This window comes from Streptomyces sp. NPDC043726, from assembly GCF_056436565.1.
Window position 1 is genome coordinate 207,076 of record NZ_JBWKCI010000009.1, and the last position, 15,669, is coordinate 222,744.

12 protein-coding genes are annotated in these 15,669 nt (G+C 72.1%); 4 read left to right on the forward strand and 8 right to left on the reverse strand.

Features of this window, described 5'->3' with window-relative positions:
- Window positions 1-29: 29 nt before the first annotated feature.
- From AC068Z_RS26365 to AC068Z_RS26400, 8 genes are all read right to left on the reverse strand, one after another.
- Entirely contained in the window at window positions 30-2,366 is a 2,337-nt protein-coding gene (locus tag AC068Z_RS26365) for a vWA domain-containing protein (protein ID WP_478560353.1), read from the reverse strand.
- Window positions 2,367-2,775: 409 nt separating this feature from the next.
- Window positions 2,776-4,197 carry an aminobutyraldehyde dehydrogenase gene (locus AC068Z_RS26370; RefSeq protein WP_478560356.1) on the reverse strand — a complete coding sequence of 474 codons (1,422 nt, stop codon included), beginning with the start codon at window positions 4,195-4,197 and terminating at the stop codon, window positions 2,776-2,778.
- On the reverse strand, window positions 4,190-5,509 hold the full coding sequence (locus tag AC068Z_RS26375) for a flavin monoamine oxidase family protein (RefSeq protein WP_478560359.1): 1,320 nt from the start codon (window positions 5,507-5,509) through the stop codon (window positions 4,190-4,192). Before AC068Z_RS26375 ends, AC068Z_RS26370 begins: the two co-directional genes overlap by 8 nt.
- A gap of 31 nt (window positions 5,510-5,540) precedes the next feature.
- Entirely contained in the window at window positions 5,541-6,611 is a 1,071-nt protein-coding gene (locus AC068Z_RS26380) for an ABC transporter ATP-binding protein (protein WP_478560362.1), read from the reverse strand.
- 5 nt (window positions 6,612-6,616) lie between these two features.
- Window positions 6,617-7,495, reverse strand: coding sequence for an ABC transporter permease (locus AC068Z_RS26385; protein ID WP_478560365.1), 879 nt, complete (start codon window positions 7,493-7,495; stop codon window positions 6,617-6,619).
- A complete protein-coding gene (locus AC068Z_RS26390) occupies window positions 7,492-8,385 on the reverse strand; it encodes an ABC transporter permease (protein ID WP_478560368.1) in 894 nt (297 codons plus the stop codon). Before AC068Z_RS26390 ends, AC068Z_RS26385 begins: the two co-directional genes overlap by 4 nt.
- Window positions 8,386-8,388: 3 nt before the next feature.
- Window positions 8,389-9,513, reverse strand: coding sequence for a polyamine ABC transporter substrate-binding protein (locus AC068Z_RS26395; protein ID WP_478560371.1), 1,125 nt, complete (start codon window positions 9,511-9,513; stop codon window positions 8,389-8,391).
- A 189-nt stretch (window positions 9,514-9,702) separates the two neighbouring features.
- The gene (locus AC068Z_RS26400) at window positions 9,703-10,869 is read right to left on the reverse strand and encodes an aromatic ring-hydroxylating oxygenase subunit alpha (protein WP_478560374.1); all 1,167 of its coding nucleotides are present in this window, start codon (window positions 10,867-10,869) and stop codon (window positions 9,703-9,705) included.
- Between the two features lie 449 nt (window positions 10,870-11,318).
- On the opposite strand from AC068Z_RS26400, the gene AC068Z_RS26405 reads away from it, so the two are divergent.
- The 4 genes from AC068Z_RS26405 (at window position 11,319) to AC068Z_RS26420 (ending at window position 15,662) form a co-directional block, all read left to right on the forward strand.
- On the forward strand, window positions 11,319-11,744 hold the full coding sequence (locus AC068Z_RS26405) for a hypothetical protein (protein ID WP_478560377.1): 426 nt from the start codon (window positions 11,319-11,321) through the stop codon (window positions 11,742-11,744).
- On the forward strand, window positions 11,741-13,075 hold the full coding sequence (locus AC068Z_RS26410; protein ID WP_478560380.1) for an NADH-ubiquinone oxidoreductase-F iron-sulfur binding region domain-containing protein: 1,335 nt from the start codon (window positions 11,741-11,743) through the stop codon (window positions 13,073-13,075). Before AC068Z_RS26405 ends, AC068Z_RS26410 begins: the two co-directional genes overlap by 4 nt.
- Before the next feature lie 339 nt (window positions 13,076-13,414).
- Window positions 13,415-13,606 carry a ferredoxin gene (locus AC068Z_RS26415; RefSeq protein ID WP_478560383.1) on the forward strand — a complete coding sequence of 64 codons (192 nt, stop codon included), beginning with the start codon at window positions 13,415-13,417 and terminating at the stop codon, window positions 13,604-13,606.
- Window position 13,607: 1 nt separating this feature from the next.
- Entirely contained in the window at window positions 13,608-15,662 is a 2,055-nt protein-coding gene (locus tag AC068Z_RS26420; RefSeq protein WP_478560386.1) for an acetate--CoA ligase family protein, read from the forward strand.
- Window positions 15,663-15,669: the final 7 nt, after the last annotated feature.

Here is a 15,669-nt window from a genome sequence, read left to right on the forward strand (position 1 = left end):
GCGCGTCGACTGTGCGGACCGGAGACGCCTCAGAAGTCATCGTCATAGGGCCGCCGTTTGGTCAGCGTGGCGTTGTGTGCGGCGGAACCTCGCTCGCCGCGACCCCGTTTCGTCCGCGTCTTCGGCCGCTGTTCGGGGGTGCTTCGCTCGAGACGCGTCTCTCCGCGGCCGCCGGCGGTTCCACGCGCCGAACGGGCGGAGGGACGGTGGTCGGCGAAGCCCAGGGACAGCCCGTCGGCGAGCGCTGAGCGCTGGTTGCGGGGGACGACCAGTCGCTCGCCGCTCGGGAGCCGGACGGTGAGTCCGCCGTCGGCCGTCCTGCGCACCCGGTAGCGGCCCGGGGAATCGTCCGACATGAGCCGCTGATTGCCGCCGCCCGAGGAGCGCAGCGAAAAGCCGAACTCGGGACCGGCGGAGGCGGGCGCCCGCAGTCGGCTGAGTTCCTCCTCACCCCGATAAAGGATCAGTTGGAGATCCGAGGTGTCGCGCGTGCGACGCCGGTCCTGCCATCGCAACCCGAGCAGCACCGCCAGCGCGAGCACCACAGCGGCCGCGGCACCCACTTCCTTGGCGTACTGGTCGAGGAAACTGGGCACCGGCACGACCTGCACTGTGACGAAGGCCTGTGCCACTACCTGGCCCGAGGTCTCGTCCTGCACGGTCAGCCGACCGGGCACGGCGCCCAGCGCCGCACCTTTCCCGAAGTCGAGCCGCAAAGGCACACGATCGGCCTCGCCCGCGGCGACGGTCATCCTCTGCGGCCGGACCGTGAGCGCGCTGTCCGGCGAACCGCCCAGCAGCGTCATCCTCAGGCGGTGTGACGCGTCGTCGTCGTTGCGCAGCTCGATGCTGCCGTGGGCCGTACCACCCGGGTGTACCTCGCGGTCGTCCAAGACGATTGCGGCGGTCACCAGCGGTGCTTCGGCGGTGAGTTCAGTGGCGTAGGGGCTCTGGTCGCCGGCGATGCCCTCACCGACCATGACACCGGTGAAGGACAGGGCGCCGGTCGCGGTGCGCGGTACTGTGATCCGCGCCGAGAACTCACCATCGTGGGGCTGAGGATCGGGGCCTTTGCCGTTGTCAGCCAGGTCAACCATGCGGGAGTCGAAGCCGGCGCCCGTCAGTTTCACCGAAACCTTGATCCCAGCCAGTTGCTCGCGCCGAGTGAGGACGACGCCCTGCCGGGTCTGAAGGGTGACATGGGCCGTCACCTGCTGACCGGGCGTCGGAACGGGTGGGTCGACAACGATGTACGAGCGCAGCACGCCCTGCCAGATCGCCGTGGCCGTGATCCGCTGTGCGGGCGCCCCGTCGAGCACCTCCACGTGGATCCGCCAGGTGCCGGGGTAGGGGTTGCGGATACGGAGGGCTTCCACCGGCCCGGACTGCCCGACGAGTTCGAACTCCGAGCCGAAGGCCTCACCGTGCAGTGGCACCTTGCGGCCGCGCGGGTCGTAATAGGTGACCGCGATGCCGTCCGCGTTCTCCTTGACGACGTTTATGGTTCCGTCCGTGGCCACCGGGGGGATCGTCACACTCAGGTCCGTGCTGGAGGACACGGACTCAGCTTCTCCGGCTGTCGTACGGGCACAGCGCGCGCCCGCGAAGGCTGTGAGCAGAGTCTTGGCCACATCCGCGGCGCCCGTCGTGACCCGTGCGGTGGGGCGGGCTGAGGGCAGATCGGCACAGCGGCTCTGGTAGCCGCCCGCCGCCAGCTCTTCCAGCTGCTTCTTGTCGATGGCCGAGCCGAAACCGAGGGGCCAGATCTGCACCTTGTCCGCCCGGGCTTGCGCGACCTTCTTCTCAAGAATCTTCTCGGCGTTGGCGTTGCGTGAGCCGGGGTCATCCCCGTAGGCCGGGCTGTCGCTGACGTCGAGTTGCCCGTCGGTCAGCAAAAAGACGATCTTTGGGATGTTGTCGTCGCCGCCGGACAACAGGGACAACGCCTGCGCCAGAGCGGCGGGGAAGTCGGTTCCGTTTCCCTCGTCGTCGGTGCGGCGGTGGATGTCCTCGATGCACGTACTCAGCCGCTCACGGCCGACTGCGTCCGCACGGGTCAACGGACATACGGTGTCCACGGGCGCCTGGCCCGGCCGTGTCACGCTGCCGAAGCCGACCACGGCCACCCGGGATCGGTCGGAGACCTCACCGAGCGCGAGCACTGCGGCAGCCGCGCGCTCCGCGGCGACATCTGTCTTTGACAGGCTCCCCGATTCGTCCACCAGGACGACGAAGTCGACAGGCTCCGGATTTAGCGATCCTTGATCTTCTGCGCGAGCTGGGACCGGAATGACCGACGGCAGGAGTGCCAGCAATAGCGCGCAGAAAAGTCTGACCGCGCTCAACCGGCCGCTCGGGCGGAACACGTTGAGGCCTACCGAGCCTCGCGAAGCAGAACTCCGTCGTGCCAAGGAACGGCTGGAGGCGCCCGCCATCATCGGACCACCCCCCTGGCGCCTGCGAGACGTGTCAGTAGTTGTAGCACCATGCGACGACGCCCCGTAAGGGTTTGAGTCAATCAGGCAGAGGGCGTGAGTTGATCAATTGGGAATGAATCAAAAAAGGCTGCTGATGTTCGAATTGCGCGCCGTGCGAGATTGGATTCGGAATCTCTTTCTCCGTATTCGTTCGATCAGGTTCGAATGATTTACGGTAAGTTGCCGCGCGGTCTCCGTGCGGACCCGGTCCCGGCCGACCTCAGGTTAACCTCCCGAAAACTCCTCGGACTTGCCGGGAAATTCTGCGTTGCCAAGCTGTGAGCCGGAATCGCGCCCCTCACAGCATGACGTGCTTGACCTGGGTGTAGTCGAGCAGTCCGGTCAGGGAGAGGTCGCTGCCGTAGCCGGAGTGCCGCACACCCCCGTGCGGCATCTCGGACACCGTCGTGCCGTGGGTGTTGACCCAGACGATGCCGGTCCGCAGCGCACGGCTCGCCCGCATGGCGCGGTCGTGGTCGCGGGTCCAGACGCTCGCGGCCAGTCCCTGCGGCACGCCGTTGGCCAAGGACAGGGCCTCGGACTCGTCGGCGAACGGCTGGACGGTGACGACCGGACCGAACACCTCGCCCTGCACCACCTCGTCCTCCTGCCGCACCCCGGCGATCACCGTGGCCTGGTGGAAGTAGCCGGGACGCTCCGGCACCGCGCCACCCGTGACGACCTCGGCACGCTCCGGAAGCCGCGCCAACATCCCCCGCACGGATGCGAGTTGGGCCGCAGTCGCGAGCGGCCCGAAGTCGGCGTGCTCCTCGTCCGGTGCCCCGGGCCGCAGCCGGGCGGCGCGTTCGGCGAACCGGGCGAGGAAGGTGTCGTGGATCCGCCGGTCGACCAGGATCCTGGTCGCGGCCGTGCAGTCCTGCCCGGCGTTGTAGTAGGCGAGGGCGGACAACTGCGCGACCGCGTCGTCGAGATCGGCGTCCGCGTGGACCACCACGGGCGCGTTGCCGCCGAGTTCCAGATGCAGCCGCTTCAGATCGGCCGCGGCCGCGGCGGCGATCTCCTGTCCCGCGCGGACACTGCCGGTGACGGCCACCAGCCGGACGTTACGGTGGGCGACCAGGGCGCGTCCGGTGTCCCGGTCTCCGCACACCACGTTCAGCACACCCGGCGGCAGGTGCTCAGCGGCGAGCCGGGCGAGGAGCAGCGCCGACGACGGAGTGGTGTCGGACGGCTTCAGAACGACGGTGTTGCCGGCGGCGAGAGCGGGCGCGATCTTCCATACGGCCATCATCAGCGGGTAGTTCCACGGGACGATCTGGGCGCACACCCCGACCGGCTCGCGCCGCAGCACGGAGGTGCGGCCCGGCGTGTACTCCGCGGCGGCGGCGCCCGGCAGGTTCCGGGCGGCCCCGGCGAAGTACCGCAACACGTCCACGATCGCGGGCAGTTCGTCGCCCAGGAACAGGCCCCGGGGCTTGCCGGTGTCGGTCACCTCGGCGCTCGCCACCGCGTCGGCCCGCCGCTCCAGCGCGTCCGCGATGCCCAGCAGCGCGCCCTGACGCTGCGCCGGAGTCGTCGTCGACCAGCGGGGGAAGGCGTCCTCGGCGGCCCGGCAGGCCGCGTCCACGTCCTCGGGTCCCGAGAGCGGGGCCGTGCCGTGGGGGAGACCGGTGGCGGGGTCGACCAGCGGCAGGGTGGCGCCGGAAGCGGCCGGCAAGTCCTTGCCGTCGATGTGATTGAGGCGGTCGGTGTCAGCCACGGCGCAGCGCCTCCTGGGCGGCAGCCCGGCCGGTGCGCACGGCGCCCTCCATGTATCCGGCGACCCACTGGTCGGATCCGCAGACGTAGAACGGCGGTTCATGGGTGCCGTGCAGCGGTCCGACCGCCATGACCTCGCCCGGCGGCCACTGGGTGACGTACCCCTGCGTCCACCGGTCGGTGCCCCACAGCCGCAGATGGCAGGCGCTCGGCCGCAGCGCCTCGGCGCCGAACATGCCGGCCATCTGGGCGAGCAGTTCGGGAGCGCGCCGCTCCGGCGGGGTGCCGAGCAGGACGCCGTACCGCTCGGGCGGGATCAGCGCCGACAGGACGCCCTCGCTCTGCGGCCAGGTGCTGCCGAGCACTCCCTCCGCCTCGGACAGGCCGTTCAGACCGGCCTCCCGCCAGAAGGGACGGTCGTAGACGGCGGTGAACTTCGCGGCCGTCGCCTGGCGTTGCCGGTGCAGGGAGGCCAGCCGGGCCTCGCTCACTCCGCTGACGGCGACCTCGCGCAGCGGTCCGACGGGCAGGGCGCTCACCACGGCCGCCGCGGTGAGGACCTCGCCGGTGACCAGGCGTACCGCGCAACGGCCGGGGCGTACGTCCACGGCGGCCACGGGTGAGCCGAGCCGGACGCGGGGGCCCAGCTCGCGGCCCAGGACGTCGGCGAGCGTCGCGGACCCCTCGGCGAGCCGCAGCCCCTCCCAGTCGGCGTAGTCGTAGTCGCCCGTGCCGGAGCCGGGGACGGCCGCGCTCTTGCGCAGCGCGGCCAGCAGCGAGATCCGCTCGTAGGAGCCGCCGGCCAGGGCGAGTTGGCCGATGTCCCACAGGCGTACCACCGCGGGTGTGGCGTGCCGGGAGCGCAGCCAGTCGGCCACGGAGAGATCGTCGAGGGCGGTGGCGTCCGGATGCGACCAGGGGTCGTCGGGGTCGACGGTGGCGGCCAGGGCGGTGAACTCGGCGCTCAGGCGCTCGTGCAGGACGCCGTCGCCGGAGCCGAACCAGTGCGGTGGATCACCGGCCGACCGGCCCTCCGGTGTGGCGCGGGTGAGACGACCGGGCTCCGCCACATAGCTGGGGACGAGTTCCAGGCCGAGTTCCTTGGCGAGCCCGAGGTAGGCGGTGTGCCCGTGGCCGACCACCTCGCCGCCGAGCTGGACGGTGCGGCCGTCGGGGGTGCGGGTCTGCTCGACCCGGCCGCCGACCCGCTCCCGGGCCTCCAGGACGAGTACGTCGGTGCCTCCGGCGGCCAGGTCCCGGGCGGCGGCGAGTCCGGCCAGACCGGCGCCGAGCACGATCACGTCGTGATGCATCTGCTTCGCTTTCGTCAGGGGCGGACGGCGCTCAGGCCAGGACCAGGCAGTGCTCGGGCCGCCAGCCGAACTCCACCGTCTCGCCGCCGCTCCAGCGGTCCTCCATACGGGCACGGGCCGTGTTCTGCTCCAGCACCGACAGGGTGACGCCCGGGGCGAGTTCGATCAGGTAAGTCGTGGTGGGGCCGCTGTAGACGGTCTCGCGGATGACCCCGCGCAGCATCGCCATGCCCGGTTCGAAGTCGGACAGCCAGATCTTCTCGGGACGCACGGACACACTGACGGCCGTGCCGTCCACGATGTCCGACCGCGTCCCGACGGGCAGGGCGGGGCCCTTCTCCAGGGCCACCTCTCCGTCCCGGTAGGTGCCCGCCATCAGGTTGGAGGTGCCCATGAAGGAGGCGACGAAGCGTCCGGCGGGGTGCTCGTAGACGTCTTCGGGGGTGCCGCACTGCTCGACGCGGCCCTCGTTCATCACGGCGATCCGGTCGGACATGGTCAGCGCCTCGTCCTGGTCGTGCGTGACGAAGACGAAGGTGATGCCGACCTCGCGCTGGATCTGCTTGAGCTCCACCTGCATCTGCCGCCGCAGCTTCAGGTCGAGGGCCGCCAGCGGCTCGTCGAGGAGCAGCACGGCCGGACGGTTGACCAGCGCGCGAGCGAGGGCGACGCGCTGGCGCTGGCCGCCGGAGAGGGTGCGGGGCTTGCGGTCGGCGAGGCCTGTGAGCTGGACCAGCTCCAGCATCTCGCCCACGCGCTGCCGTGTCTCGGCCCTGGCGACGTTCTTGCGCTTGAGGCCGAAGGCCACGTTGTCGGCGATGCTCAGGTGGTCGAAGAGGGCGTAACTCTGGAAGACCGTGTTGACGTTGCGCTTGTTCGGCGGCACCGCGGTCACGTCCTCACCGGCCAGCAGCACCGAACCCTCGGTGGGATCGCTGAAGCCGCCGATCATGCGCAGGGTGGTGGTCTTCCCGCAGCCGGACGGGCCCAGCAGGGAGAAGAAGGCACCGGCCTCGATGTCCAGGTCGAGACGGTGGACGGCGTAGGAGCCGGCGAACTGCTTGGAGACGCCGTCGAGCCGCACAGCGGGGGTCGTGTCCATGAACGTCACTTCCCGGAGAGGAGGTCGAGGCCGCCGCGGCGGCCGAAGAGGCGCGGGATGAACAGGGCGAGCACGATCAGGGCGATGGATCCCAGGAGCATGAGCGTGCCGACCGCGTTGATGGTGGGCTGCACGCCGAAGCGGATCGCGGAGTAGATCCGCACCGACAGCGGCTGGGGGTCGACGCCGGTGGTGAAGTAGGCGAGGACGAAGTCGTCGAAGACGAGGGCGAAGATCAGGACGGCACTCGCCAGCACCGCGGGAAGGAGCGCGGGCAGCGTCACCAGCCGGACCGCCTGCAGGCGCGTCGCGCCCAGGTCCATCGCGGCCTCCTCCACCTCCGGGTTCAGCGCGGCGACCCGGGAGCGCAGGATGACGGTGACGTACGAGATCGAGAAGGTGATCTCGGCGAGCATCACGGTGCCGGTGGACAACGGCACGCCCAGCCCCTTGAAGAGCAGCATCGACGCCACACCGGTGACGATCTCGGGCGTGATCAGCGGGACCAGCATGACCAGCCCGGCCAGCGAGCCCAGGCGGGTGCGGCAGCGGACCAGGCCGAGCGCGAGCGCCACCCCGAGGAGCACCGAACCGGCCATCGCCACCAGGGAGACGCGCAGACTGGTGCCCAGGGAGGCGATCAGGACGTCGTCGTTCGCGAAGGCGCGGTACCAGCGCAGGCTGAACCCGTCGAACACGGTCAGGGACTTCTGGGAGTTGAAGGAGAACAGCGCCACGACGGCGATGGGCACGTAGAGCAGGGCGAAGAACAGCCCGGTGACCGCGATGAGGACGCGGGGCCTGCGGTGGACCCGGCGACGGGTGCGGGTCCCGGCGGACCGGCGGGCCGGGGCGGTGGCGGAGGGGGTGCGGACCAGGGTCATCGCAGGGCCTCCGCCTCGTCCTTGCGGGTACGCCGCAGATAGCCGAGCATCCCGATCAGCAGGACGAGCATCAGCAGCATGGTGAGCGCGGATCCCAGCGGCCAGTTCTGGCCCTGGAAGAACTTGTCCTGGATCAGGTTGCCGATCATGATCTGGTCGGGTCCTCCCATGAGCTGCGCGCTGACGAAGTCGCCCATGGCGGGCAGGAAGACGAGGACGAGACCGGCCGCCGCGCCCTGCCGGGTGGCGGGCAGGGTGACGTGCACGAAGGTGCGGACCGGGCCGCCGTACAGGTCGCGGCCGGCCTCGATGAGGGAGACGTCCAGCCGTTCCAGGGCCGCGTACAGCGGGATGATCATGAAGACGACGAAGCCGTAGACCAGTCCCGCGACCACGCCGAAGCCGCTGTTGAGGATCTTCGTGCCCGAGTCGGCCAGGCCGACCGAGCGCAGGGCGCGCAGCACGGGCCCGTCGTCGGAGAGGACGACCGACCAGCCGTACATCCGCACCAGGTAGTTCGCGAAGAACGGCACCACGATCGCGGCGATCAGCGCGTGCTTGTACCGCCCGCCGTACAGGGCGATCGTGTACGCCACCGGGTAGGCGATCAGCAGGCAGATCGCGCAGGTCAGCAGGGCGTAGCCGAGCGAGCGGGCCAGGACCTGGGTGTAGGCGGGATCGGCGAGGGCGCGGACGGCGGCCAGGTCGAAGCCGAAGCGCGGGTTGCCCAGTTCGTCGGTGGTGCCGACCGAGAGGACGGCGACGAGCGCCAGCGAGGCGATCAGGAAGCCCGTCATCCACAGGGTGCCGGGCAGCATGAACCAGACCCACATCCGGTTGCCGCCGGCGTCCCGGCGACGGGTGCGGGAGGAGTTGCGGAGCAGCGCCATCTCTCAGCCCGCCTTCACATGGGTCCAGGCGGTGTCGCGGGCGTCCTCCGCCGCGCGGTCGCCGTTGCGGAAGAACCGGCCGGCCTCGAGGTCGGCCTGGGTGACGAGGCACTCGGGGAAGGGCTCGACCAGATCGGCGTAGGTCTTCTCGGAGCCCGCCACCGGCATCGGATAGCCGATGTACTCGATGTTCTTCTTCACGTTCTCCGGCCGCAGCATGTAGTCGATGAACAGCATCGCGGTGCCGGGATGGGGGGCGTTCCAGGGGATGGCGTAGCAGTCGGAGTTGATCGGCGTGCCTTCCGCGGGGGCCTGGAAGCCGAACACCGACGGGTCCTCGGCCTGGTGGAGCATGGCGGCCATGTCGCCGCTCCAGGCCTGCTGGATCCACGCGTTGCCGTTGAGGAGGTTGTTGTAGCTGTCGCTGGAGAAGCCGCGCAGCCGTGGGCGCAGGGTGTCGAGAAGGGAGGTGACCCGGTCGAGGTCGTCGCGGTCGCCGGTGCTGACGTCGAGGCCGAGCGCGAGGGCGCCCATGCCGAGGACCTCGTCCCGGTCGTCCAGCAGGAAGACCTTGCCCCGGGCCCGGTCGTTCCACAGGTCCTGCCAGGAGTCGGCCAGTTCGCCGACCTTGTCGCGGCGCCATCCGATGCCGGTCTTGTACGCGGTGAAGGGGACGGTGTGCGCGGAGCCGGGGTCGTACCAGGGATCCGCGAAGTACGTGTACGTGTCGAACACGGCCGGGGCGTTGGTGATCTGGGTGTGGTCGATACGGCGCAGGCGGCCGCCGAGGGCCAGGCGCTGGGCCCATTTGGCCGTGGGGAAGACGATGTCGTAGCGGTTGCCGGCGTTGAGCTTGGCGACCATGCCTTCCATCGAGTCGAAGTTGGCCTGGACGACCTTGACGCCGTACTCCTTCTCGAAGCCCTTGAACACGGACGGGTCGACGAAGTCGGCCCAGTTGAAGTAGACGAGATCGCCGTCGACGCGGGCCTTGACCGGCGCGAGGTCCTTGGCGTCGGGCTTGGCCGCGGGCATGAACCCGCAGCCGGCGGCCGCGGCGCCCAGCAGACCGCAGGCGCCCGCCCGCAGCACGGCGCGGCGGGACGGCGGTGGTGTCTCGGGGGACATGAAGCGTCCTCTTTCGTCGAGGAACGGCACAAGTCCAGGGCGGGACCGGCTGGTCGGCTCACTTCAGGCCCTGATTCCGCAGTGATGACCGGTCTGGGGAGGGTGCGTGCCCGCGTCAGTGGACGCGGCGTAAGACCACCGGGGGGCGCACGGCGGGGTGCGGCGGTTCTCGGGTCGCGCCGGACGGCGTCACCGCAGCTCTCCCAGGTCGGCCCGGATCCGGCGGGCGAACCAGCCGACGGCGGCCTCCCGCTCGGACAGCGGACCCGGCTCGAAGCCGGGCGTGCGCAGGCCGGCCTGCACGCGCTCCACCAGCTCCGCGTCCTCGTCGTTGGTGACCCAGCCGATGTGGATGTTCAGCCGCCGGGCCAGCCGGGTGCGCATGCTCTCCCCGTGCCGCGTGTAGAAGCCGCCGGGAATGGCCGCCCGGTCCTGGGCGGTGGGCAGGGCGGTCCACGCGAGCACGTGGTCAGGGTAGAAGTCGATGAGCGTGTTGGGATAGATCACGGCGTAGCGCCATACGCGCCGGTCGGCCTCGCTCAGCCCGGGCATGGGGGTCGCCAGCCGCTGGTAGAGCCGCTCGGTCCAGTTCGAGGAGGGCTTGTCCCGCAGCGGTGACTCGAACAGGACGTAGTTCTCCCGCACGTCCACCGTGTACGCCTGGTAGTCCAGCAGCCGCATGAGCGCCGGGTGGGCGACGGGGACGTGGTAGCCCTCCAGATAGTTGTCGACGATCACTTTCCAGTTGGCGTTCTGCTGCTCGCCGCCGGCCAGGTCGTGGATGCGGTGCTTGCCGACGGGCACGAGGCCCGGTCCGGCGTAGTGGCCGACGGCCTCGGCGAGCCCGGCGCAGCTCTCGGCGAGCGGGGTCGCCTCGAGGTCGAGGTTGACGAAGACGAAGCCGAGGAACGACTCCACGTTGACCGGGTGGAGTCCGAGGCCGGGCTTGTCCAGGCAGGGGATGCGGCGGGCCTCGGGGGCGCCCACCAGCCGTCCGTCCAGCTTGTAGGTCCAGCCGTGGTACGGGCAGCGGATCGCCTTGCCCGACGGTTCGGGCGCGGTGACCAGGCGGGTGCCGCGGTGCCGGCACACGTTGAGGTGGGCGGCGAGGTCGCCTTCCTCGGTGCGGACCACCAGGACCTCGCGACCGGCGGCGGTGGCGGCCAGCCGTGCGCCGGGCCCGGGGAGGTCGGACTCGTGGCAGACGAGCTGCCAGGACCTGGCGAAGACGCGGTCGGTCTCGGCCTCGGCGATGACCGGATCGGTGTAGTAGCGGGCGGGCAGGGCGTCCCCGGGGTGGTCGGGGGGTGACTTCTGAGGGGGCGCGGTGCCTGCGCGGGTGGTCGGGGGGTGCATGGGGTCCTCCTCCGCGCCGCGAGGGCGGCGATGGGCGGTGAGGCTGGGGCCGGGCCAGGGCAGGGCCAGGGCCTGCCAAGGGAAGCCGGCCTGCCAGGGGAAGCCGGGCCCGCCGGATTCCGGCTGACTAATTGGTTAGTCAGAGTGAGCCCGGGGCGGAATCAAGTCAAGACTTGTGGGCTGACTAATTAGTTAGTTAGTGTCGTGGCAGGCGGCTGACCCGGGTTCCCGGGCTGTCGCCCCGGGAGCCTTGCGCCCCCACGGACGATCGTCCGCACCGCACCGGGTGTCCGGATCCGGACCCCTGTCCCGGGCCGTGCACGGCTCCCGCCGCGCACCCCGCACCGCTCCCGCCCTCTCCGCACGGCCTCGGAGCATCCCCGTCCACGCCATCGCCGCGCCGTCCCGTACCCCGACCAGCCGGGAACGCCGCGCCCCCGGAGGCACGCATGAGCGCTCGACGAAGTCTCGTATGGCTCGGCCTCACCCCGGAGCCCGAACAGGAGCTGCCCACCGCGGTGGCCGCCCTGCGGTCCCCGGCGGACGGCCGCCCGCCGTCGGCCCTCGTCGCCGCCGAGCGGCACCGCGTCGAGCGGCTGGTGCTGCGCGGCACCCAGCGAGGCTGGCTGCGCTACCTCCGCGAAGTCACCGACCTGGTCGTCGAGGCCTCGGGTTCCGGGACCGCCGACCCGGGGGCGGCGCTGCTGGCCGGCGAGGTCGTCCTCGATCACCACCGGATGCTGATCGGCCTGCCCGGGCCGGGCTACGACCGCACCGCCGCGCAACGCCGGGACCTCGAAGGGGCGCTGGCGCGGCTGCGGTCCCGCCGCGCAGCCGTACCCGTTGGCCGTTCCGAGCCCAGGAGCACCGTATGAACGGCGTGTTCTCCCAGGAAAGCCGCATGACCGGCGTGATGTCCCTCCTTCCCGCAGGACGGGCCGGCCTCCTCGTCCCGTTGCCGTTGCCGTTGCCGTTGCCGTCCGGGGCCGGACCGGCGGGAGCGGGTGAGGACATGGCCCGCTACCTCGCCGCCGGCGGTTACGCGCCGCTGGTCGCGCCCGACCGGCTCCTCGACCGCGTCGCCGCGTCGGGACTGCGCGGCCGGGGCGGGGCCGGTTTCCCGGCCGCGGTCAAGCTCCGTGCCGTCCGCGACAGGCCCGGCCCACGCGTCGTCGTCGCCAACGGCGAGGAGGGCGAGCCGGGTTCCGTGAAGGACCGCTGGCTGCTGCGGCACCGCCCCCATCTGGTCCTGGACGGCCTCCGGCTCGTCGCGGCCATGACCGGCGCCGCGCGCGGCTGCGTGTACCTCTCCGACGGCCCCGCCGAACGATCGGTGCGCCGGGCGCTCGCCGAGTACTCCTCCGAGCCGCGCATCGACCGTGGCCGGGGGGACGTCGTAGGGATCGACGTCGTACGGACGGAGCACACCTACGTCGCGGGGGAGGAGACCGCCGTCGTACGGCGCATCGACGGTGGCCCGGCGCTGCCGACGGCGAAGCCCCCGCGCCCGTTCGAGAGCGGTGTCGGCGGTGCGCCGACGCTGGTCCTCAACGTGGAGACGCTGGCCCGCGTCGCCCTGACGCACTCGCGTCCCGACGAGGCGGACGCCGTCGCGGGAAGCCACCTGGTGACCCTCTCGGGCACCGGTGCAGACGGGGCCGCGCTGGTGGAGGTGCCCGCGGGGACGCATCTGAAGGTCCTCGCCGACCTGTGCGGGCACGGCAGAGCCGAAGCGGTGCTGCTGGGCGGCATGTTCGGCGGGCTGTACGGCGCGGGCTGGCCGGATCTCCCGCTCGACCACGACAGTCTGAACGCGGCAGGCGGAGCCCTCGGCTGCGGGGCGCTGCACTTCCTGGGCCCGCGGGACTGCCCGGTCGCCGTGGCCGCCGAAGCCGCCGCCTACCTCGGGGCCCAGAGCGCCCGGCAGTGCGGAGTGTGCCTGTCCGGCACCGGCGCGATGGCCAAGGCGCTCCTGGGCGTCGCGCACGGTCAGGCCGGTGCCGACACCGCCGGGCAACTGCACCGCTGGTCACGGCAACTGCCCGGCCGTGGGGCCTGCGGCCTGCTGGACGCGGCGGCCCGCGTCGTCGCCACCCTTCTCACCCACTTCCCCGACGCGATCGACGCCCACCGCCGCGCCTCCTGCCCGGCCTGCGCCGACGCGGCACCCGAGGACGGCCGCCGCTTCAGGGTGCCGGTGCCCTGAACTGCCGTCGGCCACTGCGACGCACTCCTGCCCCTGCCTCCGGCCCTGTCCCCTGCGACGTACTCCCGCCCCTCCCTCCGGCCCTGTCCTCCGCGACGTACTCCTGCCCCTGCCTCCGGCCCCGCCCACCGCCGCGCACCCCTGCCCTTGCTTCGCGCCCTCCCGTCTCGCCCCCTCACCCGCCCCGCGCCCTCCCGCCTGGCCCCTCACCCGCGCCGCCGCCAACCACCCCGCACCCTCACCGCCCGCCCCGAACCGCCCGCCCCGACCTCCCCCGCCCCGAACCGCCCGCACCGACCTCCCCCGCCCCGAACCGCCCGCACCGAAGGGACCCGCACCATGAAGCTTCTGCTGGACTCCACGCGCTGTCAGGGCTACGGCCTCTGCCAGGAACCCGCGCCCGAGCTGATCGACCTCGACGAGTGGGGCTACGCCCAGGTGCGCGCCACCGAGGTGCCGCACGCTGACGAGGCCGCCGCCGAGGCCGCCGTCGCCGCCTGCCCCAACTCCGCTCTGCGCCGGGTGAAGTGACATGGGACGTGACCTGTCTGCCCTGTTCGACCCCGTCTCCGTCGCCGTCGTAGGAGCCAGCGACGACCCGGCCAAGTACGGCCACGCCATCGCCGCCCAGGCCGTCCGCGCGAACGGCCGCCGCCCCGTCCACCTGGTCAACCGGCGCGGTGGCACCGTGCTGGGGCGCGCCGCCGCCCCCAGCCTGAGCGCGATCGGCGAACCCGTGGACCTGGCGGTGGTCTCCGTGCCCGCCGCCGGCTTCGAGGACGCCGTCGACGAGGCGCTGCGCTGCGGGGCCCGGGCGATCGTCGCCATCACGGCGGGGTTCGCCGAGACCGGCGACGCGGGACGGACCCGGCAGCAGGCCGTCGCCGAGCGGGTCCGCGCGGCCGGTGCCGTGATGGTCGGGCCCAACTGCCTGGGCATAGCCGACAACACCACCGAACTCTTCCTGGCCTCCGACACCTTCACTCCGGGCGGGGTCGCGCTGCTCAGCCAGAGCGGCAACCTCGCCCTCGAACTCCAGCTCCGCTTCCGCCCGCACGGCCTCGGCTTCTCCCGGTTCGTCTCGCTCGGCAACCAGGCCGACGTCACGCTGGTCGACCTCCTCGCCGACTGCGCCCGGCACGAGGGCACCGACGCCATCGCGGTCTACGCGGAGGACTTCGGCGACGGACGTGCCTTCGCGGAGGCGGCCGCCGACGCCGGCAAGCCCGTGGTGCTGCTCAGCGCCGGTCGCGGCGACGCCTCCGCGCGCAGCGCCCAGTCGCACACCGGCGCGCTGACCACCTCGGCCGACGTGGTGGCCGCGGCCTGCCGCGACGCCGGGGTGGACCTGGTCGCCACGCCCCGCGAACTCACCCTCGTGCTGGCCGCGTTGCACGGTGGCCGCCGGGCGGCCGGGCGCCGGGTCGCGGTGCTCACGGACGGCGGCGGGCACGGGGTCATCGCCGCCGACTCCGTCGAGGCGGCCGGCCTGACCGTGCCCGAACTCCCGGAGCCGACGCGGCTGCGGCTGCGGGAGGTGCTGTGGGAGCAGTCGGCCGTCGCCAACCCGGTGGACCTCGCCGGGATGGGTGAGCAGGACCCGGGTTCGTACGCGGAGACGGTCGCCGCGCTGCTGGCGGCCGAGGAGGTCGACGCGGTCCTGATGACCGGCTACTTCGGCGGCTACGCGGCCACCGACGGCGGTCTCGGCGGCGGCGGTACGGCACTGGCGGACGGGGAGCAGGAAGCCGCGCGCCTCATCGCCGCGCGGTACCGCGCCTCCGCGAAACCCCTGGTGGTGCAGTCGATGTACCCCGATTCGGCGAGCTGCCGCACGCTCGCCGCCGCCGGGGTACCGGTCCTCGGAGCCACCGAGGACGCGGCCCGCGCCCTGGCCGCCACGGCTCCCGGCACCCCGCACCCCGGTGTGACGCCCCTGCCCCTCCCCGCGCCCCCGTTGCGGGAGACCGGCTACCTGCAGACCCGCAGGGCCCTCGAAGCGGCCGGACTCGCCTTCCCCGCCGCCCGGGAGATCCACGACGAGTCCGAACTCCTCGTCGTGGCAACGGAGTTCACCGGCCCGTACGTCCTCAAGGCGTTGCACCTCCTACACAAGTCCGACGCCGGGGGAGTGGCGCTGGGCCTGGCCGGACCGGACGAACTGCTTGCCGCCTTCCGTGAGATGCACACACGGCTCGGGGCCTCCGCCTACTCCGTGGAGGCCATGGCGGACCTGACCGACGGCGTCGAGCTGATCGTGGGCGTCAACCGCGACCCGCGTTTCGGCCCGGTCGCCATGGTGGGCCTGGGCGGAGTGCTGGCGGAGGTCCTGCACGACGTCGCCTTCACCCTCGCCCCGGTGCCCGCCGACCGCGCCCGGCACCTGCTGCGCGGACTGCGCACCGCCGCGCTGCTCGACGGGGTGCGCGGCCGCCCGCCCGTCGACCTCGACGCCGCCGCGCGGGCCATCGAGACGATCACCGCCTTCGCCGCCGCCCACCCCGAGATCGCCGAGATCGAGGTCAACCCCCTGCTCGTACGGCCCGACGGGGCCTTGGCCCTCGACTCCCGCGCCGTACTCGCCTGACCGATTG

Coding starts and splice junctions, on each gene's coding strand:
- AC068Z_RS26375 (WP_478560359.1), bottom strand. CDS start 5,509: ATGCATCACGACGTGATCGTGCTCGGCGCCGGTCTGGCCGGACTCGCC.
- AC068Z_RS26380 (WP_478560362.1), bottom strand. CDS start 6,611: ATGGACACGACCCCCGCTGTGCGGCTCGACGGCGTCTCCAAGCAGTTC.
- AC068Z_RS26385 (WP_478560365.1), bottom strand. CDS start 7,495: ATGACCCTGGTCCGCACCCCCTCCGCCACCGCCCCGGCCCGCCGGTCC.
- AC068Z_RS26390 (WP_478560368.1), bottom strand. CDS start 8,385: ATGGCGCTGCTCCGCAACTCCTCCCGCACCCGTCGCCGGGACGCCGGC.
- AC068Z_RS26395 (WP_478560371.1), bottom strand. CDS start 9,513: ATGTCCCCCGAGACACCACCGCCGTCCCGCCGCGCCGTGCTGCGGGCG.
- AC068Z_RS26400 (WP_478560374.1), bottom strand. CDS start 10,869: ATGCACCCCCCGACCACCCGCGCAGGCACCGCGCCCCCTCAGAAGTCA.
- AC068Z_RS26405 (WP_478560377.1), top strand. CDS start 11,319: ATGAGCGCTCGACGAAGTCTCGTATGGCTCGGCCTCACCCCGGAGCCC.
- AC068Z_RS26410 (WP_478560380.1), top strand. CDS start 11,741: ATGAACGGCGTGTTCTCCCAGGAAAGCCGCATGACCGGCGTGATGTCC.
- AC068Z_RS26415 (WP_478560383.1), top strand. CDS start 13,415: ATGAAGCTTCTGCTGGACTCCACGCGCTGTCAGGGCTACGGCCTCTGC.
- AC068Z_RS26420 (WP_478560386.1), top strand. CDS start 13,608: ATGGGACGTGACCTGTCTGCCCTGTTCGACCCCGTCTCCGTCGCCGTC.